Annotated in this window: 18 protein-coding genes; 4 read left to right on the top strand and 14 right to left on the bottom strand. The window is 40.6% G+C overall.

Annotation, left to right across the window (positions count from 1 at the left end; translation table 11 throughout):
- The first annotated feature begins 88 nt into the window (after positions 1-88).
- On the top strand, positions 89-1,354 hold the full coding sequence (glgC, locus tag ACRWQN_RS11340) for a glucose-1-phosphate adenylyltransferase (protein WP_434931841.1): 1,266 nt from the start codon (positions 89-91) through the stop codon (positions 1,352-1,354).
- A 9-nt stretch (positions 1,355-1,363) separates the two neighbouring features.
- Complete coding sequence (locus ACRWQN_RS11335) at positions 1,364-3,058, top strand: glycogen synthase (RefSeq protein ID WP_434937796.1); 1,695 nt, start codon at positions 1,364-1,366, stop codon at positions 3,056-3,058.
- 129 nt (positions 3,059-3,187) lie between these two features.
- Here ACRWQN_RS11335 and ACRWQN_RS11330 read toward each other — a convergent pair whose 3' ends face one another.
- The 9 genes from ACRWQN_RS11330 to ACRWQN_RS11290 all read right to left on the bottom strand — a co-directional run bounded on the left by ACRWQN_RS11330 (position 3,188) and on the right by ACRWQN_RS11290 (position 11,093).
- A complete protein-coding gene (locus ACRWQN_RS11330) occupies positions 3,188-4,609 on the bottom strand; it encodes a TonB-dependent receptor (protein ID WP_434926181.1) in 1,422 nt (473 codons plus the stop codon).
- 208 nt (positions 4,610-4,817) lie between these two features.
- Complete coding sequence (locus ACRWQN_RS11325; protein WP_434926180.1) at positions 4,818-6,032, bottom strand: pyridoxal phosphate-dependent aminotransferase; 1,215 nt, start codon at positions 6,030-6,032, stop codon at positions 4,818-4,820.
- A 237-nt stretch (positions 6,033-6,269) separates the two neighbouring features.
- Positions 6,270-6,830 (bottom strand): elongation factor P, encoded by a 561-nt coding sequence (gene efp, locus ACRWQN_RS11320; protein WP_434937795.1) that lies wholly within the window; start codon positions 6,828-6,830, stop codon positions 6,270-6,272.
- Between the two features lie 46 nt (positions 6,831-6,876).
- Positions 6,877-8,094, bottom strand: a complete 1,218-nt coding sequence (earP, locus tag ACRWQN_RS11315) for an elongation factor P maturation arginine rhamnosyltransferase EarP (RefSeq protein ID WP_434937793.1) — start codon at positions 8,092-8,094, stop codon at positions 6,877-6,879.
- An 8-nt stretch (positions 8,095-8,102) separates the two neighbouring features.
- Complete coding sequence (locus tag ACRWQN_RS11310) at positions 8,103-9,011, bottom strand: hypothetical protein (RefSeq protein ID WP_434937791.1); 909 nt, start codon at positions 9,009-9,011, stop codon at positions 8,103-8,105.
- Positions 9,012-9,135: 124 nt separating this feature from the next.
- Entirely contained in the window at positions 9,136-9,663 is a 528-nt protein-coding gene (gene fldA, locus ACRWQN_RS11305) for a flavodoxin FldA (RefSeq protein ID WP_226415720.1), read from the bottom strand.
- 51 nt (positions 9,664-9,714) lie between these two features.
- Positions 9,715-9,987 carry a LexA regulated protein gene (gene ybfE, locus ACRWQN_RS11300; RefSeq protein WP_226415722.1) on the bottom strand — a complete coding sequence of 91 codons (273 nt, stop codon included), beginning with the start codon at positions 9,985-9,987 and terminating at the stop codon, positions 9,715-9,717.
- A gap of 8 nt (positions 9,988-9,995) precedes the next feature.
- Entirely contained in the window at positions 9,996-10,217 is a 222-nt protein-coding gene (locus ACRWQN_RS11295; protein ID WP_226415723.1) for a DUF2788 domain-containing protein, read from the bottom strand.
- Positions 10,218-10,328: 111 nt separating this feature from the next.
- Entirely contained in the window at positions 10,329-11,093 is a 765-nt protein-coding gene (locus ACRWQN_RS11290; protein WP_434937790.1) for an alpha/beta fold hydrolase, read from the bottom strand.
- A gap of 306 nt (positions 11,094-11,399) precedes the next feature.
- Between ACRWQN_RS11290 and seqA the strand changes: the two genes are divergently transcribed.
- Positions 11,400-12,116: a replication initiation negative regulator SeqA gene (gene seqA, locus ACRWQN_RS11285; protein ID WP_434937788.1), complete on the top strand. Its 717-nt coding sequence runs from the start codon at positions 11,400-11,402 to the stop codon at positions 12,114-12,116.
- A gap of 21 nt (positions 12,117-12,137) precedes the next feature.
- Positions 12,138-13,787: a phosphoglucomutase (alpha-D-glucose-1,6-bisphosphate-dependent) gene (gene pgm / locus ACRWQN_RS11280; protein ID WP_434937786.1), complete on the top strand. Its 1,650-nt coding sequence runs from the start codon at positions 12,138-12,140 to the stop codon at positions 13,785-13,787.
- A gap of 88 nt (positions 13,788-13,875) precedes the next feature.
- Here pgm and ACRWQN_RS11275 read toward each other — a convergent pair whose 3' ends face one another.
- The 5 genes from ACRWQN_RS11275 to ACRWQN_RS11255 all read right to left on the bottom strand — a co-directional run bounded on the left by ACRWQN_RS11275 (position 13,876) and on the right by ACRWQN_RS11255 (position 16,836).
- The gene (locus tag ACRWQN_RS11275) at positions 13,876-14,055 is read right to left on the bottom strand and encodes a hypothetical protein (protein ID WP_434926174.1); all 180 of its coding nucleotides are present in this window, start codon (positions 14,053-14,055) and stop codon (positions 13,876-13,878) included.
- 68 nt (positions 14,056-14,123) lie between these two features.
- Positions 14,124-14,468 carry a hydrogenase maturation nickel metallochaperone HypA gene (locus ACRWQN_RS11270; protein WP_226415730.1) on the bottom strand — a complete coding sequence of 115 codons (345 nt, stop codon included), beginning with the start codon at positions 14,466-14,468 and terminating at the stop codon, positions 14,124-14,126.
- Complete coding sequence (hypE, locus tag ACRWQN_RS11265; RefSeq protein ID WP_434937784.1) at positions 14,468-15,481, bottom strand: hydrogenase expression/formation protein HypE; 1,014 nt, start codon at positions 15,479-15,481, stop codon at positions 14,468-14,470. The genes ACRWQN_RS11270 and hypE overlap by 1 nt, the downstream gene beginning before the upstream one ends.
- Positions 15,474-16,595, bottom strand: coding sequence for a hydrogenase formation protein HypD (hypD, locus tag ACRWQN_RS11260; RefSeq protein WP_434937782.1), 1,122 nt, complete (start codon positions 16,593-16,595; stop codon positions 15,474-15,476). The genes hypE and hypD overlap by 8 nt, the downstream gene beginning before the upstream one ends.
- A gap of 1 nt (position 16,596) precedes the next feature.
- Positions 16,597-16,836: a HypC/HybG/HupF family hydrogenase formation chaperone gene (locus ACRWQN_RS11255; protein WP_434937780.1), complete on the bottom strand. Its 240-nt coding sequence runs from the start codon at positions 16,834-16,836 to the stop codon at positions 16,597-16,599.
- Between the last annotated feature and the right edge of the window lies 1 nt (position 16,837).

Raw genomic sequence — 16,837 nt, 5'->3', positions numbered from 1 at the left:
AAGTAATCAAAGTAATGTCAGTTAAAAAGTAATAACAGGGATGTTAACGCCCATTTAAACCTAATTGTTTTGTCTATGGAGTGAATGTATGAATAAAAGTGTACGGTATATTAGTAATTTAACGCGTGATACTTATGCAATTATTCTCGCCGGTGGTCGTGGTTCTCGCTTGCATGAGCTGACCGACTGGCGTGCAAAGCCTGCGTTGTACTTTGGGGGTAAATATAGAATTATCGATTTTCCTTTATCAAATTGCATCAACTCTGGCATTAGACGGGTTGGGGTGGTGACACAGTATAAATCCCATTCGTTGATCCGACATGTTACAAGGGGCTGGGGTCATTTTAAGAAGGAACTGGGTGAATCAGTTGAAATATTACCTGCATCACAGCAGACCTCAGGTAATTGGTATGAAGGCACCGCAGATGCTGTGTTTCAAAATATTGATATTATCCGCCATGAAACGACCAAGTATGTGATGATTTTATCTGGCGATCATATTTATCGCATGGATTATGCCGGTCTGTTGGCGGATCACGCTGAGTCTAATGCCGATATGACGGTTTGTTGTTTAGAAGTACCTTTAGAAGAGGCCGCTGGTGCATTCGGGGTTGTTGAAGTTGATGAAAATAATCGTATTATTGGCTTTGAAGAAAAGCCAGCACACCCAAAGCCTATTCCAGGTAAACCTGATAAATGCTTAGCATCTATGGGCAACTATGTTTTTAATACCAAGTTTTTATTTGATCAATTGAAAAAAGATTCGGTCAATGAACACTCTGAACGCGATTTTGGTAAAGACATCATTCCCAATATTATTAAAGAGCATAACGTGTATGCCTTTCCGTTTATCAGTGCCATTGAAGATGAGCCTGCTTATTGGCGCGATGTGGGTACATTAGAATCGTTTTTTCAGGCCAACATGGAGTTGTTGTCACCGACACCGGCGCTTAATCTTTACGATGCGAAATGGCCTATTTGGACTTATCAAGAGCAACTCCCTCCGGCTAAGTTTGTCTTTGACGATGATAATCGGCGTGGAATGGCGGTAGATTCAATTATTTCTGGCGGTTGTATTATTTCCGGTGCGAAAGTAAAACGCAGCGTGTTGTTTGACGAAGTCAGAGTGTGTTCCTATTCATTAGTTAAAGACTCTGTGCTGTTACCCGATGTTGTGGTACTTAAAAACTGTAAAATTAAAAACTCTATTTTGGATCGCGGTTGTATTATTCCTGAGGGCATGGAAATTGGTTATAACCATGATCACGATAGAGCTCGCGGCTTTAGAGTATCAGAAAAAGGCATCACCTTAGTCACGCGTAAAATGCTCGGGCTCGCGGTTGGTTTTGAATAAGGAATGTTAATGAATAAAGTGCTATTAGTCGCCGCTGAAAACGATGCCTTGATTAAAGCCAAAGTCGGCGGCATGGGGGATGTTATTCGCGATCTCCCCAAGGCATTAAGTGATTGTGGAATATCTGCCGATGTCGCCATGCCTGAGTATGGCTTCTTAAAGGATTATTATTGCGCCGATAAAGTCACTGACATTGAAGTGTCTTTTGGTGGGAAAATTGAAAAGATAAGCATCTATAGGATCCCACGGCCAGAAAGTAAAGCACAGGTTTGCATAGCCAAAGGGTCTAGTGAGCAACATAGTTGGGTATATTTATTTGCCCATCCTATGTTTAATCAAGCCGACGGCAGCATTTATACTCAAGGTTCCGCTGACAGACCTTTTGCTGATGATGCAGATAAGTTTGCCTTGTTTTGTTTAGCGGTTGCCAGTGCATTATTGCAAGGTAAACTGGGACATTATGAAGTGATGCATCTACATGACTGGCATACCGCAATGATTGCGATGCTCAGGGAATGTGTGGATGATTTTGCATCATTGAAACAGATCAAGTGCATTTATACTATTCACAACCTAGCGCTGCAGGGCATAAGACCTTTAACTGGCGATAAATCGTCATTATGTCATTGGTATCCGCAATGGTTTTTTGCCAATCAACTTGATAACTTGCCCAACGGCATTGTTGACCCTAGGTATCCTAATTGTGCAAACCCGATGCGCATGGGGATTGTGTTTAGTAACAAGGTGCATGTGGTATCACCGACTTATGCTAAAGAAATATTATTAGCATCTCATCCTGAAAAAGGCTTTTATGGTGGCGAGGGGCTAGAGCAAGATTTACAGTTGAAAGCTGCAAATCAGCAGCTTGTTGGCATTATTAATGGCTGTGATTATACAATTGATGATAATCATACCCAAAATACAGCCGATAGCGCTCTTTCTGAAACGCAGCAAGTATTAAAGTCTCAATCCGAAAATCTCACATTTCAAAGACTGGATTTGTTGAGCACTGCTCAGGAGGCATTGATTCAGTGGCAAAAATATAAATCAGTGGTTTCATCAACCGACTTTATCGCTAATATACGAGTCGATCAGCATATTCGTCGGTATACAAATATTGACAGCAGTTATCCGGGACTACTGGTGACCTCTGTAGGGCGATTAACGACACAAAAGGTGATGCTTTTTTTAACCAAAATAGCCAATGGTAAAACGGTATTAGATCAATTACTGATTAATCTAAAACAGCAGCAACCAGATGCTTTGTTTATGCTACTTGGCAGTGGTGATGAGCATTTATCAAATCAGCTTAAAACGATATGTGCCCAATATGCTAATAGTATCTTTTTAAATGGTTACGACGAGCAATTATCACAGCTACTGTATCAACAGGGGGAGTTATTCTTAATGCCTAGCTCATTCGAGCCCTGTGGTATTAGCCAAATGTTAGCCATGAAGCACGGTCAACCTTGTTTAGTCCATGGCGTCGGCGGGTTAAAAGATACTGTTAAACATGATGAAAATGGTTGGGTGTTTAATGGTGATGGAATTGAAATGCAGGCTAATAATTTTATCTCGCAATTTAATCAATGCTTACAAAGTTACGGCACACTTCCATGGCAACAGATTAAACAGCAAGCCAGTAACGCAAGATTTGATTGGCAAACGGTGGCGCAAGCATATAAAGACCATTTATATAATTGATTGACGTTTGCTACTAAAGTGACAAAAACGGCATAAAAAAGCCATTAACGTAATGTTAATGGCTTTTTTTGTATTTTATTTTGAGAAACGTTGTTAAGTAAATCTAAGATTGTCATCAAGCAATATTGTTTACTTTCTCGCGCCTCTATAACCGAATAACTTATGCTTAATCACTTCTTCAGCAACAACCTCTGGCAGAGCTAGTTTCCATTCATCAGATCCACGTGCCAGCTGTTTGAGGATCTCACGGGAATAAATACTAAATAGCTCAATATTACTGGTCTCTATGCCTTTGATAAAACCATTATCAACTAAATGGCGATACAGATAACGAAGATTAGCCGGCACAGTCACATTGGATAAATCGTTTAATGCCCCTTTATCATCCAATTCTGGATAAACGAATAAACGGGTATTGTCTGGAAATAATTTACCAAAACCTTCTAAAATACCGCCCTCAAGGCCGCGATAGAATTCAACATCAAAAATTTGTTTAATGTTAATCATGCCAACAACAATGCCAATTTGTAGGTTGGTAAATTGGCGGAAGTAGGCTCTTAATGAGAAGTAACGGGTATAATCTGATACCAGCACGTTATAACCCAATAAATTTAATAGGCGAACCCGTTCAAGAATGTCTTTCTCAGACATATTCGCATCGTTACCTTGCAAATCATTTAATGATATTTCAGCGATCAAAATGGTGTTGTCTTTGTCAACGCCCTCTAATTCAGCAAAAGCCTTTTGACCTTGTTCAATCATATCAACATTAAGCTTAGTGACCGGCTTAAATGACCCGCGAATAGTCAGTACGTTTTTCTTGTAAAGCATCTCAGCGGGTACGCCAATGGTGCCATCAGGCTTAAACATCACAGCACGGGTTTTCCAGCTGCGAATTAAATGGATATTTTTAGCTTTATTGTCGATGTCTTCAAAGTAAGGGCCTTGAAATTCAATCGAGTCTATTTCAACACGATTGGCTTTCATATTATCGGTTAACGAATCAATTAATTTCTTTGGATCTTCGAAGTAATAGTAGCTGCCATAAATTAAATTCACACCAATAATGCCCAGTGCATGCTGCTGGTCTTCTGCATTGTCATCAAACATGCGCACATGAACCACAATATTTGATGGTTCTGCACCTGGGTACATTTGCACTCTAACACCACACCATGCATGGCATTCATTGTCTTTATTGAAGCTTTTTGCTGCCACAGTGGCGGCATAGCTGAAGTAACGTGATGAACGTGAGCGTACATCGGCAACACGTTCAACTACTAAGTCGTATTCTTGCTCCATCATGGCAAGTACACGGCCTTTACTGACATAGCGGCCATTTTGCTGTACGCCATAAATCGCATCGGAAAACTTCATGTCATAGGCTGACATGGTTTTAGCAATAGTGCCTGCCGCGGCTCCAGCAACGAAAAAATTACGCGCCACCTCTTGGCCAGCGCCAATTTCAACTATGGTGCCGTATTTCTTATCATCCAAATTAAGTCTAAGGGCTTTTTCTTTGGTACTGCGAGAACTGACTTTCTTGTCCATATTACTTCCGAACTGAATAATAAATTTGCTGACTAATCATAGTGTAAATCACACATTTTTTAAATGCTTTGAATACGTGTTCATACAATTAAAGTGAATTCAATAATGATATGACAGCAGGCTATAGTTGAATCTAGGCTTGGCAAAAAAACAGGGGCCGAATTAATCAGCCCCAGTTGTTTGTACTTTAATATGTATTGCTAATGATTTATTGGCGATAATCTTCTAAAAAGTGACCAAACTCCTGTAATGCTTTGGTGAGATCTTCTTTATGAGGTAAAAAAACCACCCGTAAATGATCAGGTTCTGGCCAATTAAATGCGGTACCTTGCACCAGTAAAATCTTCTTTCGCTTAAGTAATTCAAGCACTAAGCGCTCATCATCGCGTAAATTAAACTTTTTCATATCTAATTTGGGAAAAGCGTACAGTGCACCTTTAGGTTTTTTACAACTGACACCCGGTATTGAATTTAATAATTCATAACAAGCATCACGCTGCACTGTTAGCCGACCCTTAGGTAAAATAAGTTCATTGATAGATTGATAACCCCCTAAAGCCGTTTGAATTGCATGTTGATTCGGCACGTTGGAGCATAACCGCATTGAAGCCAGCATTTCTAAGCCTTCAATATAGCTTTTAGCCGCTTTTAAATTACCGGTTAGCATCATCCAGCCCACTCTAAACCCAGCGGCTCGATACGCTTTTGATAGGCCATTAAAGGTCACTGTTAAAATATCATCTGATAATGAAGCCGCGTGAACATGTTGCGCTTCATCATAGAGAATTTTGTCGTAAATCTCATCGGAAAACAAAATCAAATCGTGTTGACGACAAAGCTCAATAACTTGTTGTATCAGTTCGCGCGAATACACAGCACCAGTTGGGTTATTAGGATTAATTAACACAATACCGCGGGTGCGAGCACTGATCTTACTTTTCATATCCTCGATATCAGGAAACCAATCAGCTTCTTCATCACATCGATAATGAACCGCTTTACCGCCAGACAAGTGAGTTGCCGCCGTCCATAATGGATAATCCGGTGACGGGATCAACATTTCATCACCTGGGTTGAGTAAACCTTGCATCGCCATCACAATCAGTTCCGATGCGCCATTACCGATATAGATATCTTCAATATCAACGCCAAAAATACCCTGAGATTGATAATGTTGAACGATAGCTTTACGGGCAGAGAATAATCCTTTTGATTCACAATAACCTTGAGCACTGGGCAGGTTTAAAATCACATCACGAACAATTTCTTCAGGCGCTTCAAATCCGAATGGTGCAGGGTTGCCAATATTCAGTTTTAATATCCGGTGTCCTTCATCTTCTAAACGGCGTGCTTCTTTGTGTACAGGTCCACGAATGTCGTAACACACAGTATCTAATTTATTCGATTTGATGATTGGACGCATACTACTCTCTATAAAATACCACTAAGTAAGCGAACCATAACGAATTTATAAAGAGAGTGGAAGTGTCAAAATGAGATTTTATTAAAGATTTTTAGTGAATAATTCTAATTGGCAGACTGAAATTAGCGTTTCTATCTTATTTTGTGGGGCGGGCAATAAGGATTTTAGTTTTTTATGCTACTTCAAAACAAAAAAGCCAGCAATTAAGCTGGCTTTTAGACAATTTACAAGATGTGATTAAACACGTTTCTTGAATTCGCCTGTACGGGTATCAATCTCAATTTTATCGCCAACTTTTACGAAATCAGCAACAGTAACCGTACCGCCACCAGTAATGGTAGCTGGCTTCATTACTTTACCTGAAGTATCACCGCGAGCTGATGGCTCGGTGTAAGTGACTTCACGTACAATGTGAACCGGTAATTCTACAGAAATTGCTTTGCTGTTGTAGAAAGTTACCTGACACTGATCTTCCATACCGTCAACGATGTAAGCAGCTGCATCGCCTAAATTGTCAGCTTCAACGCCGTATTGGTTGAATTCTTCATCCATAAATACATACATAGGATCAGCAAAGTAAGAGTAAGTACAATCTAGACGTTCTAAAATAATATCGTCTAACTTGTCTTCACCTTTAAAGGTTTGTTCAGTACCAGAGTCAAGCAACAAGTTTTTCAATTTTAGCTTAACAATTGCAGCATTACGGCCAGAACGAGTTGTCTCAGTTTTTTGAACAACCCATGGGCTGCCATCTAACATGATCACGTTGCCAGGACGGATTTCATGAGCAGTTTTCATTACATTATTTCCTATAATTTATCGATTTCTTATTTCGAGCAGTATCTTAGCGACTTTTCACGAATTGAACTAGTCGCGAAGCAAGATCTGCATCATTTAATGCGGTCATTGGCCATTTTTTAGCATGCTGTAATAAAGGCAAATGATTAAATTCGAGTTTTTGCCAATGATTGACGATGTCAATTTGATCACCTTGGTTAAACGACAAGTTCAATTCACACCAAGGCTTGGCTAAATCAGGCGCTAGATTATCGCAGTAAACTTGCATAAAAGCTTGTAATTTTATTAGATGATAATCATCTTCTTGCGGATATATATGCCAAATAAACGGTTTTGCCGCCCATTGTGCCCTTAAAAAGGAATCTTCGCCGCGTACTATGTTGAAATCACAGCTCCATAACAGTTGATCATAACCTTGTTGATCTGTCATCGGTAAAATGTGCAGCGTCACCGAATCAAGCAGAATTTGCTGACCAGGGACTAACTCATTTACATGACAAGGTAATAAAGCACTGAGACTATTTAAGCTTCTGCCTTTTGGAATAAGTAAGTGAATTGGCGTCGTCGATACCTGCCAATGCTTAATAAGTGCGGGGAGGGCGTTTGTTTCATAACTAAATACTGAAATGACAATATGGTGCGCTTCAATGCCACTGAGGCCGAGTTTGTCGAATAATGCCAGTTTATTGCTATTATCATTTTGCCAGTTATCGCGCTGAACAAATAAATCTTGTTCGCATATTAATCCGCCGGTTTTGACACTAAAACCGGGGAAATAAAAATGCTTGATTAAACCGGATAGTTGAGTCGAGGGTAAACCATGGCAACCTTCAACCCAATCTTCAGCGGATAAATATTCTAAATTCAGCCAAACAGGGATTTGGTCTAAATGTGTGTGTTTTAGTTGGGTAAGCATATTTGTAACTGATGAAGGTAATTCACAGGCAAAAGCTTCGATTAACACTGAGCCTGCAATAAAGCTTATTTCTGTGGCTTTATTCCAATGAATAATATTAACGCCAGCAAACTGTTGTTGGTTAAGTTGAGGATTTAATGCCGGTAAAATATGTGAGAAACTGTTTAAATCATCCACCCATAAATTGACCTGAATACTGTATTCAGCAGCAAGCTGTTTGGCTAATCGCCAAGTGACGCCTATATCCCCATAGTTATCTACCACTACACAGAAAATATCCCAGTGTTTAGCGTAGGTTTTGTTTGTTAAGTGAGCAGGGGTGACTTGAGTGTTCAATGTAGTTTTCATCCAAATTGCTAACGAGAGATGAATTGATCTAGTTTAACTTTAATTTTACCTATGCGTTTGTGACAACTAGCCGCTACTCGCTCAATAATTTGACTAGGTTCAAATTTAAAGTGGGTGATTTTTTGCTTAGCTTTATGCCAATAAATAATCGCAACACGTCTGTTAGTGTAGCTTTTATTTGGTTTTTTAAAGGCATCCCTAAAGTAATAACTTAAGGATCGTCTGCCCCTGATCCCTGCATAGAAGTATTCTTGATCAATTGTGCCCAGTCTAAATTGCAGAATAACCTCTGACAGCATATTTAAATGCTGTAATGCGCGTGGAACACGGTGACCTACTGCGTATATTTTCAAAACAGTTAATGCTTGTTCAAACCTTTGTACATGCAATTTATCGGCAATAGACAGTGGATCATATATTACCGTTAGCGGGGTTTTACAGCCTTTACCGTCCAGTGTTTTCATATCACTTATGCGACTATCTTGGGCATTGGTTACAATAGGGTCCCAAGGGGCGATGGCTTTGCAATAAGTACTTTGCGGCATCATCAATAAGGCTTTATCCAAGCCTAATCTGTCTGCATGTAAGCTAAGGGCAAACCCGCCTAAACTTGTGCCATAACCTACTTTACTTGGAAACATGGCAATGGCGTGTTTAAGCTTATCTACGTATGAGATAAACATTTCACTGTCAAAGTAATTGCCTTCACCGATATGATTAAAGGCAATAATATTCAGTTTACGATTAGCGAAGTAATCAAAGCTCCACACTGGCGCATCAGCGGCGGCATCGATATTGGGTATGCTTTGACAGACAGGAGGAAACGTAATCATTATAGGTTGATTAACATCGAATATATGGTATTTCACCACCACGTTATCAATGATTTCCCGCGTCTCAATATTCAGCTTTAGCATAAAATACCGCTTTAGTGTACATAGTAAAAAAGCGGCTAAGGCCGCTTTTTAGTGAAGATTTATTCTAGACTTTTATAATAGAGGCTGTTTATCAATAAGCTGCTATTTAATGGTCTTTAAGGATTTAGTCTTCTAATTCAGCTAAACACATTTCTTCATAGATTTGTTTAACCCATGCATCAACACGTTCTTCCGTTAATTCTGGCTGACGGTCTTCATCAATGCCTAACCCGACAAAGTGATCATCATCCGCTAAACCTTTAGATGCTTCAAAGTTATAACTTGCAGTAGGCCAGTTGCCAATAATAATGCCGCCACGGGCTTCGACTATGTCACGAACCATGCCCATAGCATCTAAGAAATACTCAGCATAATCTTCTTGGTCGCCACAACCAAAAATAGCGATTAACTTATCGTTAAAGTCAATTTGCTCAAGTTCAGGGAAAAAATCATCCCAGTCACATTGTGCTTCACCGTAGTACCAGGTTGGAATGCCGAATAGTAATAAATCATATTCTGCAATTTGCTCTTTGGTGCTTTTGGCGATGTCTTTAACATCGATCATTTGCTTGCCCAGTTTTTTCTGGATCATCTTGGCGACAGCTTCGGTATTACCTGTGTCGCTACCGAAAAATAGACCTACAGTTGCCATGGGGTATCCTTTCAATATCAATTTCGCTTAGTGCGATGTTCAAATAACGAATCAGTTGTCGATTTGCTGTTGCAGAATATGTTCGATTAACTGGCTACGACTAATGTTACTGGCCAAAGCTTGTTGGTTCAAGGCGTCATATAAATCTTGTGACACCTTTAACTCTATCCGCTTTAAACCGTTAGCGCGATCACGCTGAATTTGGTTACGCTTGTTGATCTTCAGTTGCTGTTCACGATTTAATGGATTACTTCTAGGTCTTCCACGCCGTCTTTCGCTGTCAAAAAGATCAATGGTTGTTCTGTCTGCTGTTTCTTTTGCCATGTCTCTTATTAACCAATACCTGAGCCTTCCCAGGTCATTTGAATAATGCCTTTTGCCACAAAACCTGCACAGCCTAAAAATAATACGCTCCATACAACATAACGTCCAAATTTTGGTACGTTGCCTTGCTTTAGCACATCGCTTATAGCCATGCCGATAAAAAAGAAAATTGCTGCAAAAAAGAAATTTAAGCCAAAGGTTTCAATTTGTTCCATATATTGATTGAGCATACTTTACTTTTACTAACTTCTTTAGATTGCAAAAAAGAGGCGCGAATATATCACATCAGAGTCACAACGGCTATCTGTCACTGTGTAAATGGTGTAAAAATAGCCATGAGTTTAACGTAAAAAATTTGCCACTATCCGATTAAATATTTCAGGCTTTTGCGCATGCAACCAATGACCTGCGCCATTGATTGTTTTTGCACTCACCTGTGGAAATTGCGTAACGATAGCATCGCGATGTTCCGCCATGACATAGTTAGACTCATCGCCACGAATAAACAAACAAGGTTTATCGTAATGCAGTGAACGATCATCATCGGTTAACTGCCAGCCAATAATACGGTCGTAACAGTTAATTAGCCCAGTTAAGTTCATTTTCCATTCAAAGCCGTCATCTGTTCTTTGTAAGTTTTTCAGTAAAAACTGGGCTGTACCTTCATCAATGCCGGAATCGATTAAATGTACCAATGCGGTTTTGCGATTGGTATCTTTATCTAACACTAATGAACTTAGGCCAGCAAACACCGTTTGATGGCGAGGTTGATATGTCACTGGGGCAATATCAGCGACCACAAGACTGTTAACGCGCTCTGGATACAATAGGGCAGTCGCCATAGCGATTTTTCCACCCATGGAATGACCCACTATTTTAACTGAGTTAAACCCTAACTCATCTATCAATGCAATGATTGCCTTAGCTAGGCTGGGGTAATCCATTGTCGACCAATGCTCACTTAGGCCATGATTAGGCAAGTCAACCCGAACGACTTGAAAATCATTTTCAAGTGACGTGCCTAAAGACTTTAAGTTATCTAAATTTCCAAACAAGCCGTGAATTAAAATGACCGGCTCACCAGCGCCTGAGATGACGTAATGCATGTTGTTACCTAAGGTGTGACTTTAATTGCGGCAAATTTTGCGCGATACCCGTGTTCAAATCAAGTATTGTTGCTCAGCAAAACGGCAAGTTGGACAACATTTTTAGTTAAAGGGGGGTTATAAGGTGAATTTATATCAATTATTTGATTTGGGGCTTTATTCTTAGCAGAGCCTTAGCTTAAACTGGGACGATAAGCGATCGAATTTGATCAAAAATAATAATTAAATAAGCTCAGTATTGCCAAACGTGGATATCGCAGTCCAAATGCTTTGGTTATACCTTCAACATGCAAAAGGATGATTGAAATGAAATACATTGAAATTGATGAAGAACTTTATCGTTTTATCGCCAGTAAAACTGAAAGAATTGGCGAAAGCGCTTCAGAAATTTTGCGTCGTTTATTGGATCTTCCTGTTGAATCTGTGGCAGATCAGCGCCCAGAATCAGTTAGTCAGCCAGGCTTAGATGCGCTTGATGCCAATACAAGAGATGCGTTATTTAATAAAGCTAAGACAATCGTTGAGCAATTAGTTAATCATCGTGCTCAAACTCGCACTGAACCTGCTTCAGCAGTTGCACCTACTGCTATTGAATCTCATCAGGTAAAAGCTGAAAATCCTGCCACCGCAGACATTCCTCTTTCAATTGCTGAAACCCAGACTCATTCAAGTAGAAACGCACAAAAAATTGATTTTAATACCGTGGTTAATGAGCACTTAATTGCACAACAAAAGGGCGCTGTGGGACGGTTCATGTTTTTGCTCGACGCATTAGCGGTTCAAGCGGGTAAAGACTTTGAGCAAGTATTACAAATCCAAGGAAAAGGGCGTTTATATTTTGCTCAATCTAAACAAGCGTTATTAGATGCCAGCCAATCCGCTAATCCAAAAGAAATTGGCCAAAGTGGCTATTGGGTTACAACCAATAATAATACTGCAAAGAAACAAACTATTTTATCAGAAGTGTTAGTTCATTTAGGGTGTGACGCCATTAAAGCATCGACCATAGCGCAATATATTTAACCTCAATCAAAGGAGAATGACGTGGCCATACATGAGCGTGCAGGGACGTTAGCATTGCAATCGGATTTAGTGAATATTCCTAAATTAATGAGTTATTACTATCGGATGATCCCCAATGTTGCCGATGTGCAACAAAAGGTGACTTTTGGCACGTCTGGCCATAGAGGCAGTGCGTTCAATTGCAGTTTTAATCAAAATCATATTTGGGCGATTACACAAGCTGTGATTGATTATCGACAGTCGGCTAATATTACCGGCCCTATGATTGTGGGTTATGACACTCATGCGTTATCTTATGCAGCGTTTATGTCGGTTGTAGAAGTGTTAACCGCCAACCAGGTTAAAGTACTTATCCAAGCTAATGATGGTTTTACGCCTACACCTGTTGTTTCACAGGCAATAATTTCTGCTAATGCTTCAGCTAAAGGCTCAGCTCCCTTAACTGACGGATTAATCATTACCCCTTCGCATAATCCGCCACAGGATGGTGGGATTAAATATAATCCGCCCCATGGTGGGCCAGCCGAAGGCGTAATTACTAAAATTATTGAAGATAAAGCCAATGCTTATTTAACCCAACAACTCAGTGGCGTTAAAAAAGTAAATTTTGGGGCAGCGTTAGCATCGGGTTGGGTACAAGAGGTTGATTTTATTGCACCCTATGTTGACTCTTTAGCTGATGTAATTGATTTTGATGCTATTAGAAAAGCAAATTTGCGTTTAGGCGTAGATCCTTTAGGCGGCTCTGGCATTTATTACTGGCAACATATTGCTAAAAAGTATGATTTAGATATCACCTTGGTCAATGAAAAGGTCGATCCTACATTCAGCTTTATGACATTAGATAAAGACGGCAAAATTCGTATGGACTGCTCATCGCCTTATGCCATGGCTGGGTTACTTGCACACAGTGAAAACTATGATTTATGTGTAGGAAACGATCCAGATTATGATCGTCATGGCATTGTTTGCCCAGGCTTTGGCTTGATGAACCCAAACCACTATTTAGCCGTTGCCATTGATTATTTAATTAGCCACCGTCCGCAGTGGTCTGAAAAACTGTCTATTGGTAAAACACTAGTGTCCAGTGCCATGATTGACCGCGTATGTGCAAGTTTGAACCGAACTTGCTTAGAAGTGCCGGTTGGATTTAAATGGTTTGTCGATGGCTTAGCCAATAACACCATCGCCTTTGGTGGTGAAGAAAGTGCCGGTGCAGCATTCTTAAAGCGTGACGGCAGCACTTGGTGTACTGACAAAGATGGCTTTATCTTAGCGCTACTGGCCCTTGAAATTACTGCTGTGACGGGCAAAACACCCGCACAACGTTATCAGGAATTAACGGCTCAATTTGGTGAAAGTTTTTACACTCGAATAGATAGCCCAATTAGTCTCAAGAAAAAAGCAAAGTTTGAATTGTTAAACAGTGACAGCTTTACCGATACTGTATTAGCCGGTGAGCCGATAACGGCAATACTGTCCCATGCACCAGGTAATAATGCGGCAATCGGCGGTATTAAAGTGACCACAGAAAATGGTTGGTTTGCGGCGCGTCCATCAGGCACTGAGGCGTTATTCAAAATATATGCTGAAAGTTTTATCAGTCAGCAGCATTTGGACAATATCATTATTCAAGCGCAACAAATGATTGATAACGCCCTAAAAGGCTAACCCCTTCAGCATCATAATAGTTAAATAAAATGACATCACTAAACGCACTCTGAAGAGTGCGTTTTTATTTGCATTTTTTGCAATGAATTTATTTTTTCATTTTCCATAAAATACCTGCCACGATAGCCACTAACAAAATTGCTGGCGCCATTTGTTCAAAGTGATGGAATAAACCCGGTGCACCATGGCCTTCATGAGCAAAGGCTGACCCAGAAAACACCATCAGAGACATTGCTGCGCTCAATACTACAGAGTTAAATTTTATCATTGCCAATTCCTTATACTACTTGTGTGAGTGTTTTTTATTTTTATCAATTTTAGTCAGAAAGTCAGTGTTTAAGTGTCCATCTCTAATTGCATCAACATCATGTCTTCTCCATCAATAATTTGCGTATCTGCTGAGCCACAATGTGGACATAAAACCGTTCGCTGCGATTGTTCTGACTGTTTTTCGCACTGATGGCACTGTATGATCAGTGGTTGGATCTGCATGTTCAATAGCGCATTTGCGCACAGGCTATCCAGTTTAAAGGTCATAAAAGCTTGTTCTAATAAGCAAGGTTCCACGCCACTTAATATGCCAACTTTAATGTCAACTCGCACAATTGAGTTGGCTTTGTGCTGTTTTGCCAATGCTTCACATTGTTCAATCAATGCCATCACAATCGAATATTCGTGCATCAGCAAATCCTTGGCAGAAGTTCCCCATGGGGCAAATCTAAATAACGATGGCTACCCCAAGGTGTTGTTAATACAACTCTGGTTGGGTGCGCTTCTACCACATGGCCAATAATACAAGCCTGCTCACTGTGTCCGTAACGCTGCAGTATTTCTACCGCACCTAAAGCAACATCTTGTGGTAGGGCAATCACAAAGGTGCCTTCATTAGCTAAGTCATAGGGTTCAAAACCAAATAACTCACACAGTCCTTTCACTTCATCTGCAACAGGGATGTTTTTTTCTATTAAATCAATTCCGACATTAGAAGCTTTAGCCCATTCATTTAATACCGCGGCAATACCGCCACGGGTAGCATCCCGCATGGCATGAAGAGTGACATTTGCTGCAATTAATTGTTCAACCACTGGCCACAGAGTGGCGCAATCACTGGTTAAGTCAGACTCAAGTTCAAGCCCTTCACGGGCCATTAAAATAGCTGCGCCGTGCCTGCCAATATCTCGTGAGACAATAATGGCATCTCCTGGTTGTACATTTTTAGCCGAAATATCAGTTATTAACATTCTGCCAATGCCGGTGGTATTGATAAATAGGCCATCAGCACATCCTTTAGGCACCACTTTAGTGTCACCGCAAACAATTCTTGCACCGGACTGATGCAGTTCATCGGCCATGCTTTGGACAATTTTTTTCAAATCAGTAATTAAAAAACCTTCTTCGATGATAAAACTGCAACTGAGATATTCAGGTTGCGCCGCCATCATGGCTAAGTCATTTACCGTACCTGCTATGGCAAGTTTACCAATATTGCCACCAGCAAAAAAAAGCGGCGATACGGTAAAAGAATCTGTGGTGAACGCCACTGGTCCACAAAGGTTAAGTTTAGCGGCATCCTCTTCGGCACAGAGGATAGGGTTAGCAAATGCACTAAAGAAAATGGATTTGATCAACTGATCCATTTCTTTTCCGCCTCCACCATGGCTGAGTTGTATCGTTTGGTTAGCAATATTACCCATTCAGAATGTCTCCATAACGATAGTAAGCATTACACGCACCTTCGGAGCTCACCATACAACTGCCAAGAGGTGTTTCAGGGGTACAACCGCGGCCGAATACTTTGCACTCTTTAGGGCCGGCAAGTCCCCGTAATATATCTGCGCACTGACAGGCTTTATGATCGTCAATCGGTTCAGTGGACAAAATAGATTTAAAATGATGCTCTGCGTCTCGTCGTTGATACTCAGGCTTTAATTGCAACGCTGATTTAGCAATCGGCCCGAGTCCTCGCCATCTAAACTCATCTCTGGGTTCAAAATAGCGGTTAACCAGTTGTTGCGCATGAAGATTGCCGTCACAACTGACCGAGCGAGTGTATTGCACCTCAAGTTTTGGCTGTTTAGCCACTTTCTGTTTGACGATTGATAATATAGATTGCATCACATCAACCGGTTCAAACCCCGATACCACAACAGGGGTGTGATATTGATCCACCGCAGCTTGGTAGATTTTCGCCCCAGATATGACACTGACATGGGCGGGACCAATGAAGGCATTAACCTTAGATTTTTTTTCAGCCATGACGGCATCAATAGCCGGTGGGACAAGTACATGGTTGATGTGAAATAGCAGATTGTTGACGGATTGTTTTTCAGCCTGTTCAATTAACGCTGCAGTCATTGGGGTTGAAGTTTCAAAACCAATGGCAAAAAAGACTACCGTTTTATCTGGGTTATCTTCTGCAATTTTTAGTGTATCCAGTGGATCATAGATGGCTCTAATATCGCAGCCCTTAGCGCGATGATTAGCCAGACTACCTGTAGAGCCTGGTACCCTAATCATATCGCCTAAACTGACTAATATCACATTAGGCTCATTCGCTAAGGCAATGGCATGATCAATCCGCTCTTTAGGCATCACGCAAACAGGGCAGCCAGGGCCATGAATAAATTTGATGTTATCGGGCAAAAGTTGCAATAAACCGTATTTCATAATGGTGTGGGTATGACCGCCACACACTTCCATGATATTAATGGGTTCATCGACGAGTTCAGCGAGTCGTTTAATCCCTGCGGCTAAAGAATGAATCGTCGCAGGGTCTCGAAAGCCTTGATACAAGTCTTTAAGCTTCATATTATTCACCGTGCTCATTCATTGATGCGACAATTTCTTGGTATAACACCAAGCTTTCTTGCGCATCGTGATGATCAATTTTATTCATCACAAAACCAATATGAATAAGCACATAATCACCTATTGAGAGTGGCTCAGACATTAAATGGCTGCTGACTCGCCGTTTAACCCCCATAGTATCGACCGAGACACTTGCATCATCATGAATTTCAACAACTTGTGAAGGCACAGATAGGCACATG

Source organism: Shewanella sp. HL-SH8 (assembly GCF_051165765.1).
GTDB classification, from domain to species: domain Bacteria; phylum Pseudomonadota; class Gammaproteobacteria; order Enterobacterales; family Shewanellaceae; genus Shewanella; species Shewanella glacialimarina.
Note: the sequence above shows the minus strand (reverse complement) of the source record. Positions and strands in the feature narration are given on the sequence as shown.